Below are 23,445 nucleotides of genomic sequence, written 5' to 3' on the forward strand. Positions count from 1 at the left end.
GCACCCGACCTCGACGTCCGAGCCGTCCTCCGCGACGCCGCCGGCACGCAACGCGCGGTCGCCGAGCCCGCGTCCGCCTTCGCCGATCGCGCCACCGCTTCGGGTCTCGGCGCCACCATGACCATCCCCGACACCGGGGACTCGTGGGTGCTCACCGTCGAGGGCGTCGGCCAGGGAACCTGGTCCGCCGGGGGCTACGACGACTACGGCAGCCTCGGCACCTACACGGTGTCGGCGCCCGGCTGCGACGGGGCACAGGTCGACGGCGTTCCCAGCGCCCCCAACTCGGTCTCAGCCGCCGTCGACGGCACGGACAGCCTCACGATGAGCTGGTCGGCCCCGGACCTCGCGGGTGACGGCCCGGTCACCGGCTACCTCGTGACCCGCTCCGGAACCGACACGACCGAGACCCTCCCCGCCTCCGCACGCAGCCACACGTTCACCGGTCTCTCGGCCGGAACGACCTACCAGCTCGCCGTACGGGCGGTGAACGGGACCGGCGCCGGCCCGGCCGTCGTCGTCAACGCCACGACCAACCAGCCCCTCCCGGCCGCACCGACTGCTCCGCGCACGGTGACCGGCAGCTACAACGCGCAGACCGGCAAGCTGCAGGCATGGTGGAGCGAGCCGGAGAACGCCGGCACATCGCCCATCAGCGGATACGCCATCTACCTCGACGGCGGCTACCTGGGACAGCTCGGCGCCACCAGCCGTGGCGTCGACATCACCAGCGGGAGCGGCTCCTTCGCCGCGGGTGACCACGTCATCGGCATCGCCGCCGTGAACGCCGTCGGCACCTCGCCCAGGTCCGACGTCACGGTCACCGTTCCGCCCCGACCCGCCAACGACGATGTCGCCAACGCCGAGGTCCTCACCGGCACTGACGGGACCGTCGCCGGCGACAACACGTACGCCACCCGCGAGAGCACCGACCCCACGCCCCCCAGCGCCTACGGTGCGGGAGGCCACTCCGTCTGGTACGCGTGGACACCCGCCGACGACGGCCAGGCCTCCTTCGCCACCTCCGGGGGCGCCTCCAACCGCGACACCACGCTGGCCGCCTACACCGGCAGCCCGGGCGCCCTCACCCAGATCGCGGGCAACGACGACACCAACCAGTACCACGCCGCCATCTCCTTCGCCGCAAAGGCGGGCACCCGCTACCTCATCGCGGTCGACGGCTTCAACACCACCGGCGGCACCGGACCCTTCACCCTGAGCTGGTCCCAGCAGCCTCCGTCGGCGCCTGCGGCTCCGCTCAACGTGCAGGCACGTTCCGGCGACACGTCGGCCACGGTCACCTGGACGGCGGCCGTGGCCAACGGGTCGGCCGTCACGGGCTACACCGTGACCGCCCGCGCTGCAGACGACGAGACCCACAGCGCCGACGTGGGCGGCACGGCCACCAGCGCCGTCCTGACCGGACTGACCAACGGTCGCAGCTACGCCGTGACCGTCACGGCGACCAACGCGGTCGGCACGTCCCCGGCCTCAGCAGCCGTCGACGTCGTGCCCGATGTCCCCGACACGCAGGCACCCACGATCGGAGGGGTCGCCTCGAACCGCCGCATCCTCGACCCGTACTACCACTCCGGGTCGGTGACGGTGCGGATGCATTTCACCGACGACCGTGGGGTGGATGGCACCCCCGTGATCAGCATTGGTCCCAACAGCGGGGCCTCGTGGTACGGCGGGGGCGGCTTCGTGAACAGCCTGTCTGCGCCGGCCACCCTCTCGAAGGGCGACCGTCGCGACGGCATCTGGACCGCGACGTTCCTCGCCCCGTGGAGCGCGCCGACCGGCTCGTGGAGCGCCTGGACGAGCGTCGCGGACGGCGGGGGGAACACCAGCAGCACCGGGCGGGGTGTCGACACGATCTTCGTCGTCGCCCCCGACCCCTTGGAGCCCGGACTTGCTCCCGCCGCGCCCCGAGACGTGACGGCAACGCCGGGTGAGGGCCGCGCACAGGTGTCGTGGAGCCCCGCGTCCGTCACCGACTACACGATCTGGGTCAGCCCCGGCACCAGGAGCGTCACGGTCGACGGCAACCAGAAGTCGGCGGTGGTCGAGGGACTCGACGACGACACGGCGTACACGTTCACCGTCGTCGCCGGCAACAGGTTCGGCGAGTCACTCGAGAGCGCCTCGTCCATCGCGGTCACCCCCGGCCTCGTCCCGGCCTCGCCCACCGGAGTGACCGCCGCTGCAGGCGACCGCAGCGCGACGGTCAGCTGGCGACCCAGGTACTACCCCGGAGACGTCACCGCCTACCGGGTGACCGCTCGTGGCCCCGGTGATGAGGTACGAACCGTCACGGCCGACGCCGGAGCAACCAGCCTTGTCGTGGACGGTCTCACCAACGGTGACAGCTACATCTTCGACGTCGTCGCCCTCAACGACCACGGCTCGAGCCAGCCGAGTGCGGCCAGCAACTCCGTGGTCCCCGCCGGCGTCCCGACCCAGCCCTCCGCCGTGACGGCCACTCGCGGTGACCGGTCGGCCACCGTGACCTGGACGCAGGCCGAGGGCAACGGTGCCCCGGTCACCGGCTACACCGTCACCAGCTCACCGGGCGGGATCACCAGGACGGTCGGTCCCGACGTCATCTCGACCACCATCACCGGGCTGACCAACGGCACTGCCTACACCTTCACGGTGGTCGCGACCAATGCCGTCGGCGACTCCCCGGTCAGCGAAACGTCTGCGCCCGTGGTCCCGGCCACGACGCCAGGGAGGTCGCGCGCTTCCCGGTGAAGGTCCACGGCAACAAGGCTGTGATCGCCTGGTCGTCGCCGGTGGACGGTGGCAGCGCCATCACGGGGTACCTCGTGACGGTGAACGGGAAGGCCAGGTCGGTCGCGGCCACGGCGCACAGACTGGTGCTGACGAAGCTGAAGCCGGGTGTCTACAAGGTCCAGGTCGCCGCTCGCAACGTCCTGGGGTACGGCCCCGGCAGCGTCACCGTGAAGTTCAGGGTCGAGTAGCCCGGCGAGACGGTCAACAGAGCGCCCCGATCCGGAGCGCCCTTCTGCTGGTCGATCGCCTTCGAGTCTGTTGAAGGCCCTGGCTGGCTGGCTGGCAGAGGGGGCGGGATTCGAACCCGCGGCTGACATCACTGCCAGCGACCGCTTTCAAGGCGGTTCCGATCGGCCACTCCGGCACCCCTCCGAGCCGCCCGCAGGCGGACACCGGAGCAGTGTAGGTCGTCGGCCGGCCGCTACTCCTCGCCGCCCAGCTCCAGCTCGACGGCGTCGTACGCCAGGTCGTGGAGGCGCTGGACGTGGTGGGCGATGTCGGTCAGCAGCCGCTCGAGGTCGCTGCGCACCCGTTCGACGTCCGGGCTCTCCAGCACCTGTGGCCCCAGCGCGCTCAGGCGGGCGAGGAGGGCGTCGCGCTCGCGCAGCATCCCGCCGCTCCGGGCGGCGAGCCACCCGTCCTCGGAGGTCTCCACCTCGTCCACCAGCGCGTCGCGCAGCCCCGCCATCCGTTGCCGGACGGTCCAGCGCCAGCTGCCACGGGCGATGCCCTCGCTGCGTGGCGCGTCGAGGGCCCGTCGCAGTCCGAGGACGGCCGGCGCGAGCCCGACCGGGGCTGCTGCGGGGCCGGCGGGGGCCTGCGGGTTCGCGGGCGTGGTGGGTGCACTCATGGATGCCTCCCGGCGGCTGGGGAGTCGGGTGGGGAGTCGGTGGGGATTCGAGTGTCACCCCCGCGCAAGGGCCGCGACAAGGCCGGTGACGGCACCAATTGCGGTGTCTTGTTCAATCATCCCCATGCCCGGTTCCACCTCGTCCGACTATCGGCTCTCTCCCGCTCTCGGTGCCCGACTGATGGGCACCCTGCTGGTGATCCTGGCCGTGGCGCTCTTCGCCGCCACCGCCCTCGTCGCGCTGCTCCACCTGCCGCTGGACCTGCTGGTGGTGCTCGCGGTTCTCGGCCTGGTCGGCGTCTTCGTGGTCGGCTACGCGCTGCGCAAGAAGTACGTCGTGCACCTCGACGACGAGGGCTACCGGGTCCGACTGGTCCGGGAGCAGGGGTCAGCGAGGCCTCGTGGAAGGACGTGGAGGAGGTCGTGGCCGCCTCGCCACGGGGGATCGACTGCCTCGTCCTGCGCCTGAGCGACGGCCGGACGACCACGATCCCGGTCTCCGCGGTGGCCGCGGACCGCGACGACTTCGCGCGCGACGTACGCGACCACGCACGCCGCGGCGAGGGCCTCCGACCGCTCTGAGGAGTCCGCGCCACGTCCAGGTGTGCCCTGATTGGTCCCCGGCGGTGGCTCCCTTGTAGCCTGTGCTGGCTGTCGGGAGGCGTCGCCTAGTCCGGTCTATGGCGCCCGCCTGCTAAGCGGGTTTGGGGCTACAACCCCATCGAGGGTTCAAATCCCTCCGCCTCCGCCAGTGTGACGGCCCCCGCCGGACCTGCTCCGGCGGGGGCCGACCCGGTCCTGCAGGGTTCTGCAGACCCCTCCGAGGCTGCATGAAAATGCAATGCAAAAATCTGAGGAAACGTTCTGCTGCCGAAGGGTGCATGCCTCCCACAGACTCTTGCCATGGCCGTTCCGTGGGCCAGGACAACGAAGCTGGAGGGACACTCTCACATGAACATGACTCGCAAGGTGGCCATCGCACTCGCGACCGCCGGCCTCAGCCTCGGGCTTCTCGGGATGACCGCACCTGCACAGGCTGACAGCACCTGGGGCTACTCGATGCACAAGTGACCCCCTGCACCACCCCCACAGAACGTGAGACGGGGACCCAACTCACCCCCCCACCTTGTTCGGTCCCAGTGCCACCCCCCGGCCCGTCTCATCAGCGCGAGGGCAACGACCTCAGGTCGTTGCCCTCGCGATATTTGTGCGCCACTCCGGTGTCGACCCGCTGCCCAGCGCGCCGTCGGCCCGCTCAGGAGTCGTCGGTGGGCTCCGAGCCCGAGATCCCCTGATGACCGATGACGTAGCCGAGCTGGAACCTCGTCTCGGCCTCGAACTCCGTCTTCAGGTCGGCGACGTAGCCGGCGTAGGTGCGCGGGCTGACGCCGAGCCGCTTGGCCGAGACCGGGTCGGAGTGGCCCTCGATCAGCATCCTCAGCGTCATTGCGCGCTGCTCCGCGGCGATGTCCTTCATCAGTGAGGTCTCGCGGCTGGTGAAGGGCCGTGCGCGCTCCCACGACCTCTCGAAGACGTCGACGAAGTAGGCCACGATGGATGGCTCCCGCACCGCGAGCGCGACGCTGAGGTCGTCGCCGCTGGGGATCACCGCCACCCGCCGGTCGACCACGATCATCCGGTTGAAGAACTCGTCCAGGGTGCGGACCTCGGCGCCGCGGTCGGTGACGGCTGCGACGTACTCGCGGGTGATCGCGTTGCGACGGGCGCTGTGCTGGTAGAGGGTGCGGATCTTGGCGCCGCGCTCGAGGAGCGCGGTGTCGCGCAGCACCCCCAAGGGCATCAGGTGGAGGTTCCGGCCGGCCTGCGGCTGGGCGGTCAGCATCTCCTCCTCGCAGTCCGCGACGAGGGCCGCCAGGAACGGGTCGATCGCCTCAGCGTGGAGATAGGTGAAGGGGCCGCTGGTGGCGCTGGGGGCTCTCTTCCAGGTCTGGCTCAGCACGCCGAAGGCCCGGGCCCACTGGGAGGACGCCTCGAGCAGGGTGGCCGCCTCGTGGCTCAGCGGTGAGACGACGCGGGACTCGACGGTGTTGGGGTCCTCGGGGACCCACCGGTTGGTGTCGCGCTCGTGCTGGACCAGGCCGAGCTCGACGAGCTGGTTGAAGGCCCGGTGCAGCTCGCCGTCGGGCTGGATCCGCTCGTCGCCCGCGGCGAGCCCGCCGGCGGTGACGATCTCCTCGTACAGCTTGGTGCCCTGGGTCTCGAAGAGCGCACGGTCCTCTGGGCCGTAGGTCTCCACCCGCTCCCCTTCCCGTCAGCCCCCCGACTCCCAGACGACGTCATGATTCCACAGGCAACACCAAGCACAGGGCCCCATCCGGAAAACCGGATGGGGCCCGTGTTGCTCAGGGGGTGCGCCGAGGGTCAGCTGCCCAGGCGCGAGCGCAGTCCGTCGAGCTCGGTCCAGAGCACCGCCGGCAGGTTGTCGCCGAACTTCTCGAACCACTCCTGGATCTGCGGGATCTCGGCCTTCCACTCGTCGGTGTCGACGCGCAGCGCCGCCTCGAGCTGGGCGTCGGTCAGGTCGAGGCCCTCGGTGTCCAGCGCCTCCGGGGTCGGCACGTGACCGATCGGGGTCTCGACCGCAGCGGCCTGGCCGTCGATGCGCTCGACGACCCACTTCAGCACGCGGCTGTTCTCACCGAAGCCCGGCCACAGGAAGCCGCCCTCGTCGTCGCGGCGGAACCAGTTGACGTAGAAGATCTTCGGCAGCTTGGCGGCGTCGTTGTCCTTGCCGACGGTGATCCAGTGGTTGAAGTAGTCGCCGGCGTTGTAGCCGATGAACGGCAGCATCGCCATCGGGTCACGACGCACCACGCCGACCGCGCCGACCGCGGCGGCGGTGGTCTCCGAGGAGAGCGTCGCGCCGAGGAAGGTGCCGTGGGTCCAGTCGCGGGCCTCGAAGACCAGCGGCACGGTCGTCTTGCGACGGCCACCGAAGAGGATCGCGTCGATCGGCACGCCGCGCGGGTCGTCGTACTCCGGCGCGAGGATGTCGCACTGCTTGATCGGCGTGCAGTAGCGGCTGTTCGGGTGGCTGGAGAGGAAGTCGCTCTCCGGCGTCCAGGGCTCGCCCTTCCAGGAGGTCGCCTTGGCCGGCGGGTTCTCCAGGCCCTCCCACCAGATGTCGCCGTCCTCGGTGAGCGCCACGTTGGTGAAGACCGAGTTGCCCTTGTTGATGGTCTTCATCGCGTTCGGGTTGGTGTGCTCGTTGGTGCCGGGCGCGACGCCGAAGAAGCCGTACTCCGGGTTGACCGCCCACAGGCGACCGTCCTCGCCGACGCGCATCCAGGCGATGTCGTCGCCGAGGGTCTCGACCTTCCAGCCCGGGATGGTCGGGGCCAGCATGGCGAGGTTGGTCTTGCCACAGGCCGAGGGGAACGCCGCGGCGATGTACTTGACCACGCCCTGGGGGCTGGTCAGCTTGAGGATCAGCATGTGCTCGGCGAGCCAGCCCTCGTCGCGAGCCATCACGCTGGCGATACGCAGGGCGTAGCACTTCTTGCCGAGCAGCGCGTTGCCGCCGTAGCCGGAGCCGTAGGACCAGATCGCGCGCTCCTCGGGGAACTGCACGATGTACTTGGTGTCGTTGCACGGCCAGGCGACGTCGGGCTGACCCGGCTCGAGGGGCATGCCCACCGAGTGCAGCGCGGGCACCCAGTGCACCTCGTGCCCGGCGGCGTCCAGCTCCTCCATCTTCCGCAGCACGTGGGAGCCCATGCGGGCCATCACGCGCATCGAGGCGGTGACGTAGGCGGAGTCGGTGATCTCGACGCCGAACATCGGCTTCTCGGCCTCGAGGTGGCCCATGACGAACGGGATGACGTACATCGTCCGGCCCCGCATGCAGCCCTCGTAGAGGTCCCGCATGATGGCCTTCATCTCGTTCGGGTCCATCCAGTTGTTGGTGGGCCCGCAGTCCTTCTCGTCGACCGAGCAGATGTAGGTCCGGTCCTCGACGCGTGCGACGTCGATCGGGTCGGAGGCGGCGTAGAAGGAGTTCGGCTTGATCGCGGGGTTGAGCCGCGTGAACGTGCCGGTCGAGACCAGAGCGTTGGTGAGCTCGGTCCACTCCTCGTCGGAACCCGTGCACCAGTGGATGGCGTCGGGCTGGGTCATGGCCGCGACTTCGTTGACGAAGTCGAGGATGCCCTGATGGGTGGTCGGTGCCTGCGTCTCGGCGGTCATCCTGGTGTTCCCTCTCGCGCATTCGCGGTGGTCGCCTCCACTGAGGGAAGGCGCCGCCGGCCGTCGAGCGTATCGACGGTGTGTCGTGGAGTTGCTGTGTATCGCTCGGCGTCGTTGTCGGCGACTTGGTGGGTCCCCGAGATGCGGATACGTGTGTCCGCTGCCCGGGATGCGCTGAGGTTACCTCCGCTGATTGGCCCCACATATTGGATCGTTCAACGCTCTGTGCAATCGGTCACTCGCCCCAGCAGGCATTCGTCATGGACTCTCGAACGCCGCCACGAGCCCCCAGGCCGTCGGCTTGTCGAGTCCGGCCACCGTGGCCTCGGTGCCGTGCACGCCGCCGGCGGGTACGGCGGCCAGCACCCGGCCTCCGGCCAGCACCAGCACCACACCCCCCGTGGTCGCCGCCTCGTGCGCGACGGCGTGGAGGGAGGTGCGCGACCGGGGCGCGAAGCGCAGCACCGTCGTCCAGGAGGTGTGACGGTCGGCGAGGTGGGTGCCGGCCGCGACCAGGATGGCCGGGCTCGGGTCTCCGAGCGGCGCCCAGGCGTGGGTGCCGTCGGCCGAGCACACCCTCCTCCTCTCCTCGGGCGTGCACCGGTCGTCGGTCATCACCGCGAGTCCGGCCCGGAGCTCGACCTGCTGGTCACCCGTGACGTGCGGCTGCTGGGGCGCGGCCTCGATGCTCGACGGGGTGCTCGGCTCCGGGGTGCTCGGTGCGGCCGATCCGCCCCCTCCCGAGCAGCCCGTGAGCGCCACGCCGGCGAGCAGGGCGAGCGTCGTACCCACCCGCGCGCGCATGTGGCCGATCATCTGCGGGAGGCCCTCCGATGTCGAGGAGGCGCACTGATTTCGGCATCGCCGCGGCCGTCCGCTATCCTCGTCCAGTCGTCCGGCCCGCCGGGTGACGGGCGCCTGTAGCTCAACGGATAGAGCATCTGACTACGGATCAGAAGGTTTGGGGTTCGAATCCCTACAGGCGCGCAGATCGGAACCGCAGGCAGCCAAGAGCTGGCCTGCGGTTCTGTGTTCACGGGGTTTCATGCAGCCTTCATCGTGTCTCGGAAGGATCCCGCGGACCATGTCCTACGTTCTCGCCGCGCGACAGCGACTCGCGCAGGTCGATCCCCTGGTGCCCCTGCTGTGCGCCTGGCGACCGTCCTCTACGTCCTGCACGGCTTCGACGGCTACCTCTCGCGCGACCTCGGTGACTACGCGTACGGCGGCCAGCAGGTCGCCGAGGGCGTGCCGCCGTACGTCGCGGTCGTGAACCGGGCCGGCCCGCTGGCGCACCTCATCCCCGGCGTCGGCGCCCTGCTCGCGCAGTGGGTCGGCGTCGACCAGGTCGTCGGCATGCGGGTCTTCCTGATGCTCTTCGCTGTGGCCAGCATCGGCGTCCTCTACGTCCTGGGCCGCGACCTCTTCCGGTCCCGCCTCGCGGGCGTGGCCGCTGCGGCGACGCTGATGGGCTGCCAGGGCTTCATCGCCTACGCCTCGGACGGGCCGCGCGAGAAGACGTCGATGATCCTCTTCCTCCTCTGCGCGATGCTGGCCACCGTCCACCGGCGCTGGTTGACCGCGGGCTTCTTCATCGCCCTCTCCACGCTGTGTTGGCAGCCGGTCTTCTTCGTCGCCATCGCGGGGGTCGTGGTGACGATCGCGCTGGACCGGTCGGGGGGCCGGCTCACGGAGCGGCTCCGGGCGCTGCTGCGCGTCGCCGTCGGCGGGCTGGTCCCCAGCGCGGTGACCGTCGGCGCGTACGCCGCGGTGGGCGCACTCGGCATCTTCATGGACGACTTCGTGCTCATCAACGCGCGCTACACCCAGCAGACCTCGCTGATCACCTCGCCCGGCGCCGCCCTGGACATGCTGGCCGCGGGCTACGGACCCTCGCTCGCCTTCTTCCTTGCCGGCCTGGTCGCCATCACCGTCCTGTGCCTCCGGGCGCTGAGGCGGCCGGCGGAGCAGCGGGACGCGCAGTGGGTGGACCTGCTGGCCGTGGGCGCGATCCTCGTCGCCGGGCTGGTGTGGTCGCTGAAGGCCTTCAACGGCTTCCCGGACGCGTTCATCATGCTGCCGCCGGCCGCCCTCGGGATCGGCGGCCTGGTCGTCGCGCTGGCCGAGCGGGTCCCGCTGCGCACCGTCGTGATCGCCACCGCGGCGTGGACGATCGCCACGACCGCCGTCGGCGCGACGTACGCGATCTCCACCCGCAACGACACCCTGGACGACCAGCGCGCGTCGGTGCAGGCCGTCATGGACGTGCTGCCCGAGGACGCGCGGATCCTGTCCGTGGAGGCACCCCAGCCGCTGGTGCTCACAGGCCAGCGCAACCTCTCCCGCTACCAGCAGTTCGGCAACGGCCTGATCGACTACGTCGACGACACCTGGCCGGGCGGCAGCGAGGGGTACGGACGGTGGGTCGGGCGTCGGGACCCGACCCTGATCGCCCTCGGCAACGGAGGTGTCGTCCCGAGCTGGCTCGCGCCGACGATCGACCGTGGCTACCAGCGCGTGGGGACCACGATCGGGTGGGACTGGTACGCCAGCAAGGACGTGGGGCCGCAGACCCTGCAGACCCTGCGCAAGGTCGTGAAGGACACCTACAAGCCCGAGGTCCCGTAACCCGGCACGCGCCCCTCGGGAGCGGTCGCGGCATGCTGGTGTCCATGCGATTCACCGAGCACGAGATGACCGCCGCGCTCACCGGGGCCGCCAAGGCGGTCCTGGCCGCGCAGAGCAAGGACGTGCGCCGCGGCAAGCAGGACGTCGACACGCTGTGGGACGAGATGGACCGCTTCCAGCGCTACACGCTGCTCGACTCCCTCGGCACCCAGGTCCTGCCGGTGCTCGTGGCGCTGCCCGACGTCGACGTCGAGCCCGGCACCCGCCCGACGTTCACCGACGAGCAGGTCACCGCGGCCGTCGAGGAACAGGTCGGCGACGAGCTCGGACGCCTCAAGCGCAAGGTCGCCGTCCAGGCCCGGGTCGCACTGGTGCAGCTGGCGCTCGCGAACGTGCCGCCGCGCATCGACCCGGACGCGCTGATCGTCCCCGACCACCTCTGAGCCTGGTGCCCCGACGTTCCGTGCCTCGGGATCACCGTGGGCGCAGCCGTCCACCCGTGCTTGGATCGATGCCGTGACGGACGACGAGGCACGCGCGGAGCTCCAGCGGCTGCGGGGCAGCATCGACAACCTCGACGCTGCGCTGGTGCACCTGCTCGCCGAGCGCTTCAAGTGCACCCAGGAGGTGGGCCGGCTCAAGGCCCGCTCGGGCATGCCTCCCGCCGACCCGGCCCGCGAGGCGGTCCAGATCGAGCGGCTGCGCCGGCTGGCCCGCGACGCCGACCTGGACCCGCAGTTCGCGGAGAAGTTCCTCAACCTCGTGATCGACGAGGTCATCCGCAACCACGAGCGGATCAAGCGGTCCGAAGCGGGCTGACCTCAGACCTGGCCGAGCAGGGTGGGGACGGTCTCGACCAGGACGTCGCGCAGGGTCGCCACCGGCGGTGAGCTGATCGAGCTCTCGCTCCACAGCAGCTGCACGGTCCGGGTCGGTACGCCGTCGCCGGTCGTCAGCGTGACCTCGACGGTGCCCGGGTGACCGGTCCCGACCGGGGCGAGCCCGACACCCAGGCCCGCGGCGACGAGCCCGCCGACGGTGGCGAGGTCCTCGCACTCGTACGTCGGTCGCACCCGCAACCCCGCGTCCACCAGGAGCCGGTCGGTGATCGTGCGCATCCCGAACCCCGGAGCCATCGCCACGAACGGCTCCCCGCCGATCCGGGCCAGCTCGACCCGGCGTCCCCCGGCGAGGGCGTGGCCGCGGGGCACGAGCAGCACGAGCTCCTGGACGCCGAGCACCCGACCGACCAGCCCCGGGCGCAGGTCGCCCAGGACGGTGGCCACCAGCGCGAGGTCGCTCTCCCCGGAGGACACCGCCTCGACGAGGGGATCGGCCCCGCCCTGGTGCAGCTCGACCCGGATGTCCGGCCACCCCTCGCGGAGCGCCCGGAGGGCCGTCGGCACCAGGTCGGTGCCCATCACGTGCTGGAACCCCAGCCGCACCAGCCCGCCGGTCGGGTCGGTCTCGGCGCGGATCTCGCGGACAGCGGTCGCGACCTCGCCGATCGCGCGCTCCGCCGCGGCGGCGAGCAGGCGGCCGTGCCGGGTCAGCACCACCCCGCGGCCCTGCCGCCGCAGCAGCGGGGCCCCGACCGTCTCGGAGAGCCGGGCCAGCGAACGGCTCAGCGTCGGCTGCGGCACGCCCAGCTCGTCGGCGGCCGCCGTGACGTGCTCGAGGCGGGCCACGGTCACCAGCTCCTCGAGGGACCGCATCAGCCCTTCAGTCTCATAACGCACGCGCATGATTATGCCCCGGATGATGCATTGGAGATATGGGTCGCCGAGTGCGACCGTGGTCGGGTGACCGACACCGCCGTGCTGACCGAGGAGCCGACCGGGCTGCACCGCCCCGGTGCGCCCGGCTACCGGCGTCTCAACGCGGCGATGGGGCTGGCCGGGCTGGCGGCGTTCGGGATCCTCTACGCGACACAGCCGCTGCTGCCCCAGCTCTCGGGCGAGTTCGGGGTGGGGCCCACGCGGGCCAGCCTCAGCGTCTCCGCAGCCACCGGCGCCCTGGCCCTCTTCGTGCTGCCGGCGACCGCCGTGGCGGCGCGGGTCGGCCGGGTCCGCAGCATCGGGATCGGGTTGCTCGTCGCCACCGTCCTCACCGCGCTCAGCGCCGTGGCGCCGACGTACGCCGTGCTCCTCGCGCTGCGCCTGCTCGCGGGGGTGGCGCTGGCCGCGGTGGTCGCGGTGGCGATGGGGCACGTCGCCGCCGAGGTGCACCCTCGGGGGCTCGGCGCCGCCATGGGCCTCTACGTCGCGGGCAACTCGCTCGGCGGCGTCGGCGGCCGGGTCATCACCTCCACCGTGGTCGACCTCGCAGGCTGGCGCTGGGCGGTGGCGGTGCTGGCCGCCTGTGCCCTCGCGGCCACCGTGGGCTTCTGGAGGCTGGTCCCGCCGGCGGTGTCCACGCCCCGGCCCCGGCGCCCGGCGGAGTCCCGCGGGGCGCTGCGCCGGCTGCTCGCCGACCCGGCGGTGGCGGCGCTCGTCGCGGTGCCGTTCCTGCTGATGGGGGCCTTCGTCGCCACCTACAACTACCTGACCTACCGGCTCGCGGGGGCGCCGTTCGGCCTGCCGAGCGCCGTGCTGGGCCTGGTGTTCCTCGCCTACCTGGCCGGGACGGTCTCCTCCGCGGTGGCCGGCCGCCTCGCCGACCGGCTCGGGCGACCCCGCGTGCTCGTCGGGTCGACCCTGCTGATGGGCGCCGGGGTGGCCCTCACCCTGCCGGACCGGCTCCCGCTGGTGGTGGTCGGGCTGGTGGTGCTCACGGTCGGGTTCTTCGGCGCGCACGCCACGGCGAGCGGCTGGGCCCCGGTCGTCGGCGCCCGTCGCGCCGGCCTGACCAGCGCGACCTACGTGTGCGCCTACTACGCGGGCTCCAGCGTCTTCGGGGCGCTGGTGGGGCTGGCCTGGCACGCCGGCGGGTGGGGCGCCACCGCCGCGGCACTCCTGCTCCTGGTCGGGCTCGCGCTCTGCTGTGCCCTGGCTGTCACCGCGCTCCTCCGCCGCCGGGCCTGACGGTTCGCACGACTTGTCGGATGAGAGGGCTCTCATCGCGGGCTCACCTCCAGCACATGGCCGGGCGTGAGTGTTGCGCAGACGAGGCCGGGGCAGTCCCGGACACCGAACCAGCACCAGGAGCCCGAGATGAAGACACCCGCCCGCACCGCCGTCGCCGTGCTGATCGCCCTCGCCGTCCCCGTCGCGGGGGTCGGCGCCGCCCACGCCTCGGGCGGCGGGAACGACGTGACCCGGCGCGGCTCCTGCTCCGGGAGCACGGACTGGAAGATCAAGGCCAAGCCCGACAACGGCCGGATCGAGGTCGAGTCCGAGATCGACAGCAACCACAACGGCCAGACCTGGCACTGGGTGCTGAGGCACGACGGCGACGTCGCCGCCCGGGGCAGCTCCACCACCAGGGGGCCGAGCGGCTCGTTCAGCGTCAGCCGGCGCACCGCCAACCACGCCGGTGCCGACTCCTTCCGGTTCCGGGCCACGCACGCCGGCGAGGTCTGCGTCGCGCGGGTCAGCCTCTGAGCACGCGCCCGGTCAAGCGTCGGTCGACGGCTCGGCTCGGGCGAGCGGCTCGGGCTCCTCGAAGACCAGCAGCGTCCGGGTGTTGACCACGCCCGGCATCCCCTGGATCTCGTCGAGCACCAGCCGGCGCAGGTCGGCGTTGTCCCGGGCGCGGACCAGCAGGATCACGTCGAACTCCCCGCCGACCAGGCCGATGTGCGCGATGCCCGGCAGCGCCCGCAGCGCCTCGCGGACCTGGCGCCAGTCGGCCTGCTGCACGTTGAGGGTGACGTACGCCGAGGTGCCCAGGCCGCTGGCCACCGGATCGATGTCGGCGCGGAACCCGCGGATCACGCCGGACTCCCGCAGCCGCTCGACCCGCGCGTAGGCGTTCGCCCGGGAGATGTGCAGGCGCTGGGCGAGGGTGCGCATCGACATCCGGCCGTCCTCGTGCAGGGCGGCGAGGATGCGGTGGTCGGTGGCGTCGAGGGCGGTGGCCACGTGTCTCGAACTCCCTCGGTCGGGGCGGCTGGGTCTGGACGTTCGGCTCCCGAAGGCCGGCTTCGGGGCTTCATCTTCTCGGATTTTCGCCGCGAGTGGAAAGCGAATGGCCACTCCACGACGATCGACCCATGACACGTGACCCGGATCTCCTCCTCCCGTCACCCGAACCGGTCGGCCTCATCGACCCGCAGGGACGACGCGTCGCCGGGGACACGGCGTACGACCTGCCGCCGGGCGACGCCTTGGTCCGTGCGTACGCCGCGCTCGTCGCCGGCCGCCGCCTCAACGACCAGTGCTACGCGCTGGTCCGCCAGGGCCGGCTCGCGGTCTACCCGTCCTCGCACGGCCAGGAGGCCTGCCAGGTCGCGGCCGCGCAGGTGCTCGGGGAGGGGGACTGGCTGTTCCCGACCTACCGCGACACGGTCGCCTCGGTAACCCGCGGCGTGGACCCGGTCGAGGTGCTGGTGCTGCTCAAGGGCGACTGGCACTCCGGCTACGACCCCTACGAGCACCGCGTCGCCCCGCAGGCCACGCCGCTGGCGACCCAGCTGCTGCACGCGGTCGGCGTCGCGCACGCGGCCCGGCTCAAGGGCGAGGACACCGTCGTGATGGCGATGTGTGGTGACGGCGCCACCAGCGAGGGCGACTTCCACGAGGCGATGAACTTCGCCGCCGTCTTCAACGCCCCGGTCGTCTTCTTCGTGCAGAACAACGAGTACGCCATCTCGGTGCCGCTGGCCCCCAGTCCGTGGCGCCGTCGCTGGCCCACAAGGGCGTCGGGTACGGCGTGCGCGGCGAGCGTGTGGACGGCAACGACGCCGCCGCCCTGCTCGCGGTGCTCGGCGACGCCGTCTCCCGGGCACGCGCGGGGGAGGGTCCGCAGCTGGTCGAGGCACACACCTACCGGATGCAGGCCCACACCAACGCCGACGACGCGACCCGCTACCGCCAGAACGCGGAGGTGGCCGCCTGGGTCGAGCGCGACCCGATCACCCGCCTCGAGGCCTACCTGCGCGAGCACGGGCTGCTCGACGACACCGCGGTCGCGTCGTACGCCGAGGACGCCGAGCGGCTCGCGGCGCACACCCGCGAGGGGCTCAACCTCGACGTCGAGCCCGACCCGGAGGACCTGTTCCGCCACGTGTACGCCGAGCCGACGCCGCAGCTGCGCGAGCAGGCCGCCCAGGTGCGGGACGAGCTGAGCCGCGAGACCGTGCCCGCCGAGGGGGATGTCCGATGACCCACGAGAAGCTGACCATGGCGCAGGCGCTCAACCGCGCGCTGCGCGACGCCATGGCCGAGGACCCGACCGTGCTGATGTTCGGCGAGGACGTCGGGCCGCTGGGCGGCGTCTTCCGGATCACCGACGGGCTCACCGCGGAGTTCGGCGAGGGGCGCTGCTTCGACACCCCGCTGGCCGAGTCCGGCATCGTCGGGTTCGCGATCGGCCTGGCGATGAACGGCATGCGTCCGGTCGTCGAGATGCAGTTCGATGCGTTCGCCTACCCGGCGTTCGAGCAGATCGTCAGCCACGTCGCCAAGATGCGGAACCGCACCCGCGGCAAGGTCGCCGTCCCGATGGTGATCCGGGTGCCCTACGCCGGCGGCATCGGCGGGGTCGAGCACCACTGCGACTCCTCGGAGTCCTACTACGCCCACACGCCGGGCCTGCACGTCGTGGCGCCCGCGAACCCGTCCGACGCCTACGCGCTGCTGCGCGCCGCGATCGCCTCGCCCGACCCGGTCGTGTTCCTCGAGCCCAAGAAGCTCTACTGGGCCAAGGACGAGGTCGACCTGTCCTCGCCGGCGCCGGGCATCGGCACCGCGGCGATCGTGCGCGAGGGCACCGACGCCACCCTGATCGCCTACGGGCCCTCGGTCCCGGTCGCCCTCGAGGCCGCCGAGGTCGCCGCCGCCGAGGGCCGCTCGCTCCAGGTCGTGGACCTGCGCTCGATCGTGCCCTTCGACGACGAGACCGTCTGCGAGGCGGTCCGGTCCACGGGCCGCGCCGTGGTCGTCGCCGAGGCCACCGGCTTCGCGTCGGTCTCCTCCGAGATCGTCGCCCGGGTCACCGAGCGCTGCTTCCACTCGCTGGCCGCGCCGGTACGCCGGGTCGCGGGCTTCGACATCCCCTTCCCGCCGCCGAAGCTGGAGCACTTCCAGCTGCCGGGCGTGGACCGCATCCTCGACGCCGTCGACGACCTGCAGTGGGAGCTGTCCTGATGTCTGAGCACATTTCCGGGCGGACCTTCCTCCTGCCCGACCTGGGCGAGGGGCTGACCGAGGCCGAGATCGTGCGCTGGCTGGTCGCCGAGGGTGACCAGGTGGTCGTGGACCAGGCGGTCGTCGAGGTCGAGACGGCCAAGTCGATCGTCGAGGTGCCCTCGCCGTACGCCGGCCGGGTCGCCACCCTGCACGCCGGCGAGGGGCAGACCCTCGACGTGGGCAAGCCGCTGATCACCGTGGCCGCGGCGGTCGCCGCGTCCACGGATGCGGCGACGGCCGATGTGTCGGCCGATGCGGCATCGGTCGACGGGGAGGCCTACCGCGAGGAGGAGAAGGCGGGCTCCGGCAACGTCCTCATCGGCTACGGCACGCCGGGCGGGTCGGGCACCGGGCGTCGCCGGCGGCCGCGGGGCGCGAGTCCGGCCGCTCCCGTGGTCGAGCCGGTGGTCGGCCCCGCGCCGATCTCGACCGCTCGCTCCACGACCACGCGGGTGCCGCGGGTGATCTCACCCCTGGTCCGGCGGCTCGCCCACGACCACGACGTCGACCTGCACTCGCTGGAGGGCACCGGGCTCGGTGGCCTGATCGTCCGCGCCGATGTCGAGGGGGCCATCGCCGAGGCGGCGCCGGTGCAGGGGACACCGGAGCGGGAGGCGCCGGCAACCGCGTCTGCGCCGGTTCCGCCGGCCGCACCGGTGGCCGGCGAGCGGCGGATCCCGCTCAACGGCTTCCGCCGCACCGTCTCCGAGGCGCTCTCCCGCAGCCGCGCCGAGATCCCCGAGGCGACCGTGTGGGTCGACGTCGACGCGACGGCGCTGTGGGAGCTCCGCGAGAGCACCCGCACCGCGGCCGACCCGGGCCCGGGGCTGATGTCCTACATCGCCCGCTTCGTGGTGGCCGGCCTGCGGGAGCACCCCGTGCTCAACGCCCGGCTGGACACCGAGCGCCAGGAGATCGTCGCGTTCGACGCGGTGAACCTCGGGCTGGCCGTGCAGACCGACCGGGGGCTCGTCGTACCCGCCGTGCTCGGTGCCGAGCGGATGACCACCGCCGGGCTCGACGCGGCGATCCGCGACCTGACCGCCCGGGCGCGTGAGGGCCGCGCGACGACCGAGGAGCTGACTGCCGGGACGTTCACGCTGAACAACTACGGCAGCTTCAACGTCGACGGCAGCGCGGCGATCATCAACCACCCGCAGGTCGCGATCCTGGGCCTGGGTCGGATCATCGACCGCCCGTGGGTCGTCGACGGCGAGCTCTGCGTCCGCAAGATCACCCAGATGTCCTTCGTCTTCGACCACCGGGTCTGCGACGGCGGGACCGCCGCGGGCTTCATGCGCAGCGTGGCCGACGCGATCGAGGACCCCGCCTCGGCGATCGCCCGGCTCTGAGCGTTGAGTTGGGCCTCATTCGGAGATGAGTTGGGCTTCTTTCCGGAACGAGGCCCAAGTGAAGCCGGAAGCAGGCCCAACTCAACACCCGGTCTGGTGCTGCCCGTCACACGTCTGCTTTACTGACCGAAAGGTCAGTAAAGCGCGAGTGAGGGTGGCCATGGCTGGTTCTGTGTCCGTGACCGGTGAGCTGGAGCCGATCGAGACCGCGTCGGTGGACGAGCTGCGCGCCCTGCAGCTGGATCGGCTGCGGTGGACGGTGCGGCACGCCTACGACAACGTGCCGCACTACCGGGCGGCGTTCGACTCCGCCGGCGTGCACCCCGACGACGTGCGCGAGCTGGCCGACCTCGCGAAGCTTCCGTTCACCTCGAAGGCCGACCTGCGCGCCAACTACCCGTTCGGCATGTTCGCGGTGCCGCGCGAGCAGGTCTCGCGCATCCACGCCTCGTCCGGTACGACGGGCCAGCCGACCGTGGTCGGCTACACCGCCGAGGACCTGGACACCTGGGCGACCGTGATGGCGCGCTCGATCCGGGCGGCCGGCGGCCGGCCGGGCGACATCCTGCACAACGCCTACGGCTACGGGCTGTTCACGGGTGGGCTCGGGGCCCACGCCGGCGCGGAGAAGCTCGGCTGCACGGTGGTGCCGGTGTCGGGCGGGATGACCGAGCGGCAGGTCCGGCTGATCGCCGACTTCGGTCCGCGGATCATCATGGTGACCCCGTCGTACATGCTCGCGATCGTCGACGAGATGCGCCGCCAGGGCATCGACCCGCGCTCCACCTCGCTCGAGATCGGGATCTTCGGCGCCGAGCCGTGGACCAACGAGATGCGCCGCGAGATGGAGGACGTGCTCGGCATCGACGCCGTCGACGTCTACGGGCTCTCGGAGGTGATGGGCCCAGGTGTCGCGCAGGAGTGCGTGGAGACCAAGGACGGCCTGCACGTGTGGGAGGACCACTTCTACCCCGAGATCATCGACCCGGTGACCGGCGAGGTGCTGCCCGACGGCGAGGAGGGCGAGCTGGTCTTCACCTCGCTGACCAAGCAGGCGATGCCGGTGATCCGCTACCGCACCCGCGACCTGACGCGGCTGCTGCCCGGCACCGCGCGCACGATGCGGCGGATGGAGAAGATCACCGGTCGCACCGACGACATGATCATCCTGCGCGGGGTGAACCTCTTCCCGACCCAGATCGAGGAGCTGCTGCTCCAGATCACCGACCTCTCCCCGCACTTCCAGTGCGTGCTGAGCCGCTCCGGCACGCTCGACGAGATGGCGGTGCGGGTCGAGTCCCGCGACGGGGTCGGCGAGGACGCCGCCCGGGCCGCCGGCCAGCAGCTGCGGCACATGGTCAAGAGCACGATCGGCGTCTCGGTCGCCGTCGACGTCGTACCTCCTGACGCCATCGAGCGGTCCGTCGGCAAGATGCGGCGGATCGTGGACGAGCGCCCGAAGCGCTAGCCGCCCGAGTCCTGCTGGACGTCATACGGATCGTGGGCCAGGACCCACGATCCGTATGACGTTGCGCAGCGCGGGCCGGGTCAGCCCTGCTGCGGCCAGGTCTTGGCGACCAGCGTCAGCACGTCGTACGTCGCGACCGGGTCACCGGCCTCGTTGGTGACGAGGGCGTCCCAGCGGACCTCGCCGTAGTCGGCGTTGGTGCGCGGGGTGATCTGCTTGACCGTCAGCGTCACCGAGATCGTGTCGTCGGCCTTGACCGGGGTGAGGAAGCGCAGGTTGTCCACGCCGAAGTTGGCCAGCACCGGGCCCGGGTCGGGGTCGACGAAGAGACCCGCCGCGAGCGACACCACGAGATAGCCGTGGGCGACGATGCCACCGAAGAGCGGGTTCGCGGCGGCGGCCTCCTCGTCGGTGTGGGCGTAGAACGTGTCGCCGGTGAACTCCGCGAAGTGCTCGATGTCGGCCAGCGTCACCCGGCGCGAGGCGGACGCGATGGTGTCGCCGATCGCCAGCTCGGCCAGGCTCTTGCGGAAGGGGTGCACGTCGCCGACCGCGCGCTCCGAGCCGGTGGTCCAGCGGCCGGTGATCGCGGTGAGCATGTCGGGCGAGCCCTGGATCGCGGTGCGCTGCATGTGGTGGAGCACGCCGCGCATGCCGCCGAGCTCCTCGCCACCGCCGGCGCGGCCCGGGCCGCCGTGCACGAGGACCGGGAGCGGGGAGCCGTGCCCGGTGGACTCCTTGGCGTCGTCGCGGTCGAGGACCAGGATCCGGCCGTGCCACGGGGCCAGGCCGAGGATCACCGAGCGGGCGACGTCGCGGTCGTGGGTGACGACCGAGCCGACCAGGCTGCCCTTGCCGCGGGCGGCCAGCTCGACCGCCTCCTCGACGGAGCCGTAGGTCATCACGGTGCTGACCGGGCCGAAGGGCTCCACGTCGTGCGGCTCGACCGCGCCCTTCTGCGCGCGCAGCAGCACGGGGGAGAGGAACGCCCCGCGCTCGGCGTCGGCGTCGACGACCTCCACGTGGTCGGGGTCGCCGTACACGATCTCGGCGGAGCTGCGCAGCGACTGGATCGCCTTGCGCACCTCCTCGCGCTGCTCGAGGCTGGCGAGCGCGCCCATCCGGACCGAGTCGTCGGCCGGGTTGCCCACGGTGACCTTCGCCAGCCGGGCCGAGATCGCCTCGACCACGTCGTCGGCGATCGCGTCGGGCACGATCACCCGCCGGATCGCGGTGCACTTCTGGCCGGCCTTGACCGTCATCTCGGTCACGACGCCCTTGACGAAGAGGTCGAACTCCGGGTCGTCGGTGGTCACGTCGGGGCCGAGGACCGAGCAGTTGAGCGAGTCGGCCTCGACGCCGAGCTGGACCCCGCCGTGCAGCACGTTGGTGTGGGTGCGCAGCATCCCGGCGGTGTGGGCCGAGCCGGTGAACGCGACCGAGTCCTGGACCTGGAGCTCGTCGAGCAGCCCGCCGGCGCTGCCCGCGAGCAGCTGCAGGGTGCCCTCGGGGAGGATGCCGGACTCGATGATGCGTCGTACGACGAGCTCGGTCAGGTAGGCGGTCTGGCTGGCCGGCTTCACGATGCTCGGCAGGCCGGCCAGGAACGCGGGCGCGAGCTTCTCGAGCATCCCCCACACGGGGAAGTTGAAGGCGTTGATCTGCACCGCGACACCCGGTCGCGAGGTGTAGAGGTGCTGGCCGACGAACGTGCCGGCCCGGCCCAGCGGCTCGAGGGCGCCGTCCAGCACGACGGTGTCGTTCGGCAGCTCGCGGCGGCCCTTGCTGGAGTAGGACAGCATCGTCCCGATGCCGCCGTCGATGTCGACCATCGAGTCCCGCTTGGTCGCGCCGGTGCGGTAGGAGAGCGCGTAGAGCTCGTCCTTGTCCTCCATCAGGTGCAGGCCGAGCTCCTTGAGGAGGGCGGCACGCTCGTGGAAGGTCAGCGCCCGCAGCGCCGGGCCGCCGACACGGCGGGCGTACGACGTCATCTCGCCGAGGTCGAGGCCCTTGCTGGAGATGCGGGCGACCTCCTCGCCGGTGCTCGCATCGAGCAACGGGGCGCCCTCGTCGCTCGCCCGGAACCACCGTCCGGCGGCGTAGCTCTCCAGCAGGTCACTCATCGAGGCTGTCTCCCTTGCGCGGCGGTGTCGGTCCGTGCCACAGTATTACAGACCGTTCGGTCAGTAAATGCTTCCGTAACGGCACGTCCGCAACCATCCTGGAGGGTCCATGACGGCGTCAACGACGCTCGAGGGCGACGGTCGCGAGGCCGACCTGCTCGCCGGCTTCGAGTCGACCATCGCCCACAACGACCGGATCGAGCCGCGTGACTGGATGCCGGAGGGCTACCGGAAGACGCTGGTGCGCCAGATCGCCCAGCACGCGCACTCCGAGATCATCGGCATGCAGCCGGAGGGCAACTGGATCACCCGCGCACCCTCGCTGCGCCGCAAGGCCATCCTGCTGGCCAAGGTCCAGGACGAGGCCGGCCACGGGCTCTACCTCTACTCCGCCTGCGAGACGCTCGGCACCTCCCGCGGCGAGCTCACCGAGAAGCTGATCAGCGGCGCCCAGAAGTACTCCTCGATCTTCAACTACCCGACCCTGTCGTACGCCGACGTGGGGACCATCGGCTGGCTGGTCGACGGGGCCGCGATCTGCAACCAGGTGCCGCTGTGCCGGACCTCGTTCGGCCCCTACGGACGCGCGATGATCCGGATCTGCAAGGAGGAGTCCTTCCACCAGCGACAGGGCTACGAGCTGCTGATGACGATGATGCGCGGCACCGACGAGCAGCGCGCCATGGTCCAGGAGTCGGTGAACCGCTTCTGGTGGCCGGCGCTGATGATGTTCGGCCCGCCGGACGCCGACTCGCCCAACACCGCCCAGTCCATGGCGTGGGGCATCAAGCGCAACACCAACGACGACCTGCGCCAGCGCTTCGTCGACATGTCCGTGCCGCAGGCCGAGGCGCTCGGCGTCACCTTCCCGGACCCCGAGCTGCGGTGGAACGAGGAGCGCGGCGCGCACGACTTCGGCCAGCCCGACTGGGACGAGTTCATGGCCGTGGTCAAGGGCAATGGCCCCTGCAACGCCCAGCGGATCGCACACCGCCGGGCCGCCCACGAGGACGGCGCGTGGGTGCGCGAGGCCGCGATGGCCTTCGCCGCGCGAAGCCGCGACGGGCACGCCGACACCACCCGCGAGGAGACGAAGTGACTGAGCAGACCAGCGCCGAGTGGCCGCTGTACGAGGTGTTCGTGCGCGGCAAGCGCGGCCTCAACCACGTCCACGTCGGCTCGCTGCACGCCGCCGACGACGACATGGCGGTCCGGCACGCCCGCGACGTCTACACCCGCCGCAACGAGGGCGTGAGCATCTGGGTGGTCCGCTCCGACGCGATCACCGCGTCCAGCCCGGACGAGAAGGACCCGATGTTCGCCCCCAGCGGCGACAAGGTCTACCGGCACCCGACGTTCTACTCGATCCCCGACAACGTCCCCCACATGTGAGGCCGGGCCCGATGACCAACCCCACCGACCCCGCCCACGCGCCGTCGCACCCGCCCCGGACCCGAACGACGCCCACGGCAGCATCTTCGACGGGCTGCTCGGCAGCGACTCCTCGCAGTGGGCCTTCGGCACCGACTTCGAGGACCCGCTGGCCGGTGTCGACACCACCATCCCGGACGGCGTCGACCCCGGCGCCCTGGCGACGTACTGCCTGATGCTGGCCGACGACGCCCTGGTCGCCTCCCACCGGCTCTCGGAGTGGTGCAGCCGCGCCCCTGACCTGGAGGAGGACATCGCGCTGGCCAACGTCGCGCTCGACCTGCTCGGCCAGGCCCGGCTG

Annotated in this window: 20 protein-coding genes, 3 tRNA genes and 2 pseudogenes; 17 read left to right on the plus strand and 8 right to left on the minus strand. The window is 71.6% G+C overall.

The genetic code is table 11. The features are described 5' to 3' along the window. Window positions 1-117 precede the first annotated feature (117 nt). Window positions 118-2,754 carry a fibronectin type III domain-containing protein gene (locus tag H0S67_RS00700; RefSeq protein ID WP_281369057.1) on the plus strand — a complete coding sequence of 879 codons (2,637 nt, stop codon included), beginning with the start codon at window positions 118-120 and terminating at the stop codon, window positions 2,752-2,754. Next, window positions 2,751-2,984 (plus strand): fibronectin type III domain-containing protein, encoded by a 234-nt coding sequence (locus H0S67_RS00705; protein ID WP_180935032.1) that lies wholly within the window; start codon window positions 2,751-2,753, stop codon window positions 2,982-2,984. The genes H0S67_RS00700 and H0S67_RS00705 overlap by 4 nt, the downstream gene beginning before the upstream one ends. 92 nt (window positions 2,985-3,076) lie before the next feature. Here H0S67_RS00705 and H0S67_RS00710 read toward each other — a convergent pair. Together H0S67_RS00710 and H0S67_RS00715 are read right to left on the minus strand one after the other, a co-directional pair. Continuing rightward, window positions 3,077-3,168, minus strand: a tRNA-Ser gene (locus H0S67_RS00710). A gap of 49 nt (window positions 3,169-3,217) precedes the next feature. After that, on the minus strand, window positions 3,218-3,646 hold the full coding sequence (locus H0S67_RS00715; protein WP_246355016.1) for a hypothetical protein: 429 nt from the start codon (window positions 3,644-3,646) through the stop codon (window positions 3,218-3,220). A 124-nt stretch (window positions 3,647-3,770) separates the two neighbouring features. Between H0S67_RS00715 and H0S67_RS00720 the strand changes: the two genes are divergently transcribed. Beyond that, on the plus strand, window positions 3,771-4,115 hold the full coding sequence (locus tag H0S67_RS00720) for a hypothetical protein (protein ID WP_180935033.1): 345 nt from the start codon (window positions 3,771-3,773) through the stop codon (window positions 4,113-4,115). Between the two features lie 188 nt (window positions 4,116-4,303). After that, window positions 4,304-4,397, plus strand: a tRNA-Ser gene (locus tag H0S67_RS00725). A gap of 504 nt (window positions 4,398-4,901) precedes the next feature. Here the strand turns inward: H0S67_RS00725 and H0S67_RS00730 are convergent. The 3 genes from H0S67_RS00730 to H0S67_RS00740 form a co-directional block, all read right to left on the minus strand. Further along, window positions 4,902-5,903, minus strand: coding sequence for a phospholipase D-like domain-containing protein (locus tag H0S67_RS00730; RefSeq protein ID WP_180935034.1), 1,002 nt, complete (start codon window positions 5,901-5,903; stop codon window positions 4,902-4,904). 125 nt (window positions 5,904-6,028) lie between these two features. Further along, window positions 6,029-7,852 (minus strand): phosphoenolpyruvate carboxykinase (GTP), encoded by a 1,824-nt coding sequence (locus H0S67_RS00735; protein WP_180935035.1) that lies wholly within the window; start codon window positions 7,850-7,852, stop codon window positions 6,029-6,031. A gap of 258 nt (window positions 7,853-8,110) precedes the next feature. Further along, window positions 8,111-8,656: a hypothetical protein gene (locus tag H0S67_RS00740; RefSeq protein WP_180935036.1), complete on the minus strand. Its 546-nt coding sequence runs from the start codon at window positions 8,654-8,656 to the stop codon at window positions 8,111-8,113. 110 nt (window positions 8,657-8,766) lie between these two features. On the opposite strand from H0S67_RS00740, the gene H0S67_RS00745 reads away from it, so the two are divergent. From H0S67_RS00745 to H0S67_RS00760, 4 genes are all read left to right on the plus strand, one after another. Then, window positions 8,767-8,839 (plus strand) — tRNA-Arg (locus tag H0S67_RS00745). A 159-nt stretch (window positions 8,840-8,998) separates the two neighbouring features. Beyond that, on the plus strand, window positions 8,999-10,480 hold the full coding sequence (locus H0S67_RS00750) for a glycosyltransferase family 39 protein (protein ID WP_180935037.1): 1,482 nt from the start codon (window positions 8,999-9,001) through the stop codon (window positions 10,478-10,480). Window positions 10,481-10,524: 44 nt separating this feature from the next. Beyond that, on the plus strand, window positions 10,525-10,923 hold the full coding sequence (locus H0S67_RS00755; protein WP_180935038.1) for a hypothetical protein: 399 nt from the start codon (window positions 10,525-10,527) through the stop codon (window positions 10,921-10,923). A gap of 73 nt (window positions 10,924-10,996) precedes the next feature. Beyond that, the gene (locus H0S67_RS00760) at window positions 10,997-11,299 is read left to right on the plus strand and encodes a chorismate mutase (RefSeq protein WP_219635415.1); all 303 of its coding nucleotides are present in this window, start codon (window positions 10,997-10,999) and stop codon (window positions 11,297-11,299) included. Between the two features lie 2 nt (window positions 11,300-11,301). Here H0S67_RS00760 and H0S67_RS00765 read toward each other — a convergent pair whose 3' ends face one another. Further along, on the minus strand, window positions 11,302-12,219 hold the full coding sequence (locus H0S67_RS00765) for a LysR family transcriptional regulator (RefSeq protein ID WP_180935039.1): 918 nt from the start codon (window positions 12,217-12,219) through the stop codon (window positions 11,302-11,304). A 63-nt stretch (window positions 12,220-12,282) separates the two neighbouring features. Here H0S67_RS00765 and H0S67_RS00770 point away from each other — a divergent pair, with 63 nt between their 5' ends. Continuing rightward, complete coding sequence (locus H0S67_RS00770) at window positions 12,283-13,503, plus strand: MFS transporter (protein WP_180935040.1); 1,221 nt, start codon at window positions 12,283-12,285, stop codon at window positions 13,501-13,503. Window positions 13,504-13,632: 129 nt separating this feature from the next. Next, complete coding sequence (locus tag H0S67_RS00775; protein ID WP_180935041.1) at window positions 13,633-14,022, plus strand: hypothetical protein; 390 nt, start codon at window positions 13,633-13,635, stop codon at window positions 14,020-14,022. Window positions 14,023-14,034: 12 nt separating this feature from the next. On the opposite strand, the gene H0S67_RS00780 is transcribed toward H0S67_RS00775, so the two are convergent. Further along, complete coding sequence (locus H0S67_RS00780) at window positions 14,035-14,502, minus strand: Lrp/AsnC family transcriptional regulator (RefSeq protein WP_180935042.1); 468 nt, start codon at window positions 14,500-14,502, stop codon at window positions 14,035-14,037. 131 nt (window positions 14,503-14,633) lie between these two features. On the opposite strand from H0S67_RS00780, the pseudogene pdhA reads away from it, so the two are divergent. The 4 genes and pseudogenes from pdhA (at window position 14,634) to paaK (ending at window position 19,590) form a co-directional block, all read left to right on the plus strand. After that, window positions 14,634-15,745: pseudogene (pdhA, locus tag H0S67_RS00785) on the plus strand (pyruvate dehydrogenase (acetyl-transferring) E1 component subunit alpha). After that, on the plus strand, window positions 15,742-16,728 hold the full coding sequence (locus tag H0S67_RS00790; RefSeq protein WP_180935043.1) for an alpha-ketoacid dehydrogenase subunit beta: 987 nt from the start codon (window positions 15,742-15,744) through the stop codon (window positions 16,726-16,728). The pseudogene pdhA and the gene H0S67_RS00790 overlap by 4 nt, the downstream one beginning before the upstream one ends. After that, entirely contained in the window at window positions 16,728-18,122 is a 1,395-nt protein-coding gene (locus H0S67_RS00795; protein ID WP_246355017.1) for a dihydrolipoamide acetyltransferase family protein, read from the plus strand. Before H0S67_RS00790 ends, H0S67_RS00795 begins: the two co-directional genes overlap by 1 nt. A 160-nt stretch (window positions 18,123-18,282) precedes the next feature. Further along, window positions 18,283-19,590 (plus strand): phenylacetate--CoA ligase PaaK, encoded by a 1,308-nt coding sequence (paaK, locus tag H0S67_RS00800; protein WP_180935044.1) that lies wholly within the window; start codon window positions 18,283-18,285, stop codon window positions 19,588-19,590. An 80-nt stretch (window positions 19,591-19,670) separates the two neighbouring features. On the opposite strand, the gene paaZ is transcribed toward paaK, so the two are convergent. After that, window positions 19,671-21,713, minus strand: coding sequence for a phenylacetic acid degradation bifunctional protein PaaZ (gene paaZ / locus H0S67_RS00805; protein WP_180935045.1), 2,043 nt, complete (start codon window positions 21,711-21,713; stop codon window positions 19,671-19,673). Window positions 21,714-21,822: 109 nt separating this feature from the next. Here paaZ and paaA point away from each other — a divergent pair, with 109 nt between their 5' ends. The 3 genes and pseudogenes from paaA to H0S67_RS27690 all read left to right on the plus strand — a co-directional run. Beyond that, complete coding sequence (gene paaA / locus H0S67_RS00810) at window positions 21,823-22,812, plus strand: 1,2-phenylacetyl-CoA epoxidase subunit PaaA (RefSeq protein ID WP_180935046.1); 990 nt, start codon at window positions 21,823-21,825, stop codon at window positions 22,810-22,812. After that, the gene (gene paaB / locus H0S67_RS00815) at window positions 22,809-23,105 is read left to right on the plus strand and encodes a 1,2-phenylacetyl-CoA epoxidase subunit PaaB (protein WP_180935047.1); all 297 of its coding nucleotides are present in this window, start codon (window positions 22,809-22,811) and stop codon (window positions 23,103-23,105) included. Before paaA ends, paaB begins: the two co-directional genes overlap by 4 nt. 214 nt (window positions 23,106-23,319) lie before the next feature. Then, window positions 23,320-23,394 (plus strand): annotated as a pseudogene (locus H0S67_RS27690) (Phenylacetic acid catabolic protein); the annotation flags it as partial. Window positions 23,395-23,445 lie beyond the last annotated feature (51 nt).

This window comes from Nocardioides ungokensis, assembly GCF_013466985.1.
In the GTDB taxonomy this organism is placed as follows: domain Bacteria; phylum Actinomycetota; class Actinomycetes; order Propionibacteriales; family Nocardioidaceae; genus Nocardioides; species Nocardioides ungokensis.

Excerpts from the sequence above, each read along its gene's own strand:
- H0S67_RS00700 (WP_281369057.1), top strand. The coding sequence starts at position 118 with ATGACCATCCCCGACACCGGGGACTCGTGGGTGCTCACCGTCGAGGGC.
- H0S67_RS00715 (WP_246355016.1), bottom strand. The coding sequence starts at position 3,646 with ATGAGTGCACCCACCACGCCCGCGAACCCGCAGGCCCCCGCCGGCCCC.
- H0S67_RS00720 (WP_180935033.1), top strand. The coding sequence starts at position 3,771 with ATGCCCGGTTCCACCTCGTCCGACTATCGGCTCTCTCCCGCTCTCGGT.
- H0S67_RS00735 (WP_180935035.1), bottom strand. The coding sequence starts at position 7,852 with ATGACCGCCGAGACGCAGGCACCGACCACCCATCAGGGCATCCTCGAC.
- H0S67_RS00740 (WP_180935036.1), bottom strand. The coding sequence starts at position 8,656 with ATGCGCGCGCGGGTGGGTACGACGCTCGCCCTGCTCGCCGGCGTGGCG.
- H0S67_RS00755 (WP_180935038.1), top strand. The coding sequence starts at position 10,525 with ATGCGATTCACCGAGCACGAGATGACCGCCGCGCTCACCGGGGCCGCC.
- H0S67_RS00775 (WP_180935041.1), top strand. The coding sequence starts at position 13,633 with ATGAAGACACCCGCCCGCACCGCCGTCGCCGTGCTGATCGCCCTCGCC.
- H0S67_RS00790 (WP_180935043.1), top strand. The coding sequence starts at position 15,742 with ATGACCCACGAGAAGCTGACCATGGCGCAGGCGCTCAACCGCGCGCTG.
- H0S67_RS00795 (WP_246355017.1), top strand. The coding sequence starts at position 16,728 with ATGTCTGAGCACATTTCCGGGCGGACCTTCCTCCTGCCCGACCTGGGC.
- paaK (WP_180935044.1), top strand. The coding sequence starts at position 18,283 with ATGGCTGGTTCTGTGTCCGTGACCGGTGAGCTGGAGCCGATCGAGACC.
- paaZ (WP_180935045.1), bottom strand. The coding sequence starts at position 21,713 with ATGAGTGACCTGCTGGAGAGCTACGCCGCCGGACGGTGGTTCCGGGCG.
- paaA (WP_180935046.1), top strand. The coding sequence starts at position 21,823 with ATGACGGCGTCAACGACGCTCGAGGGCGACGGTCGCGAGGCCGACCTG.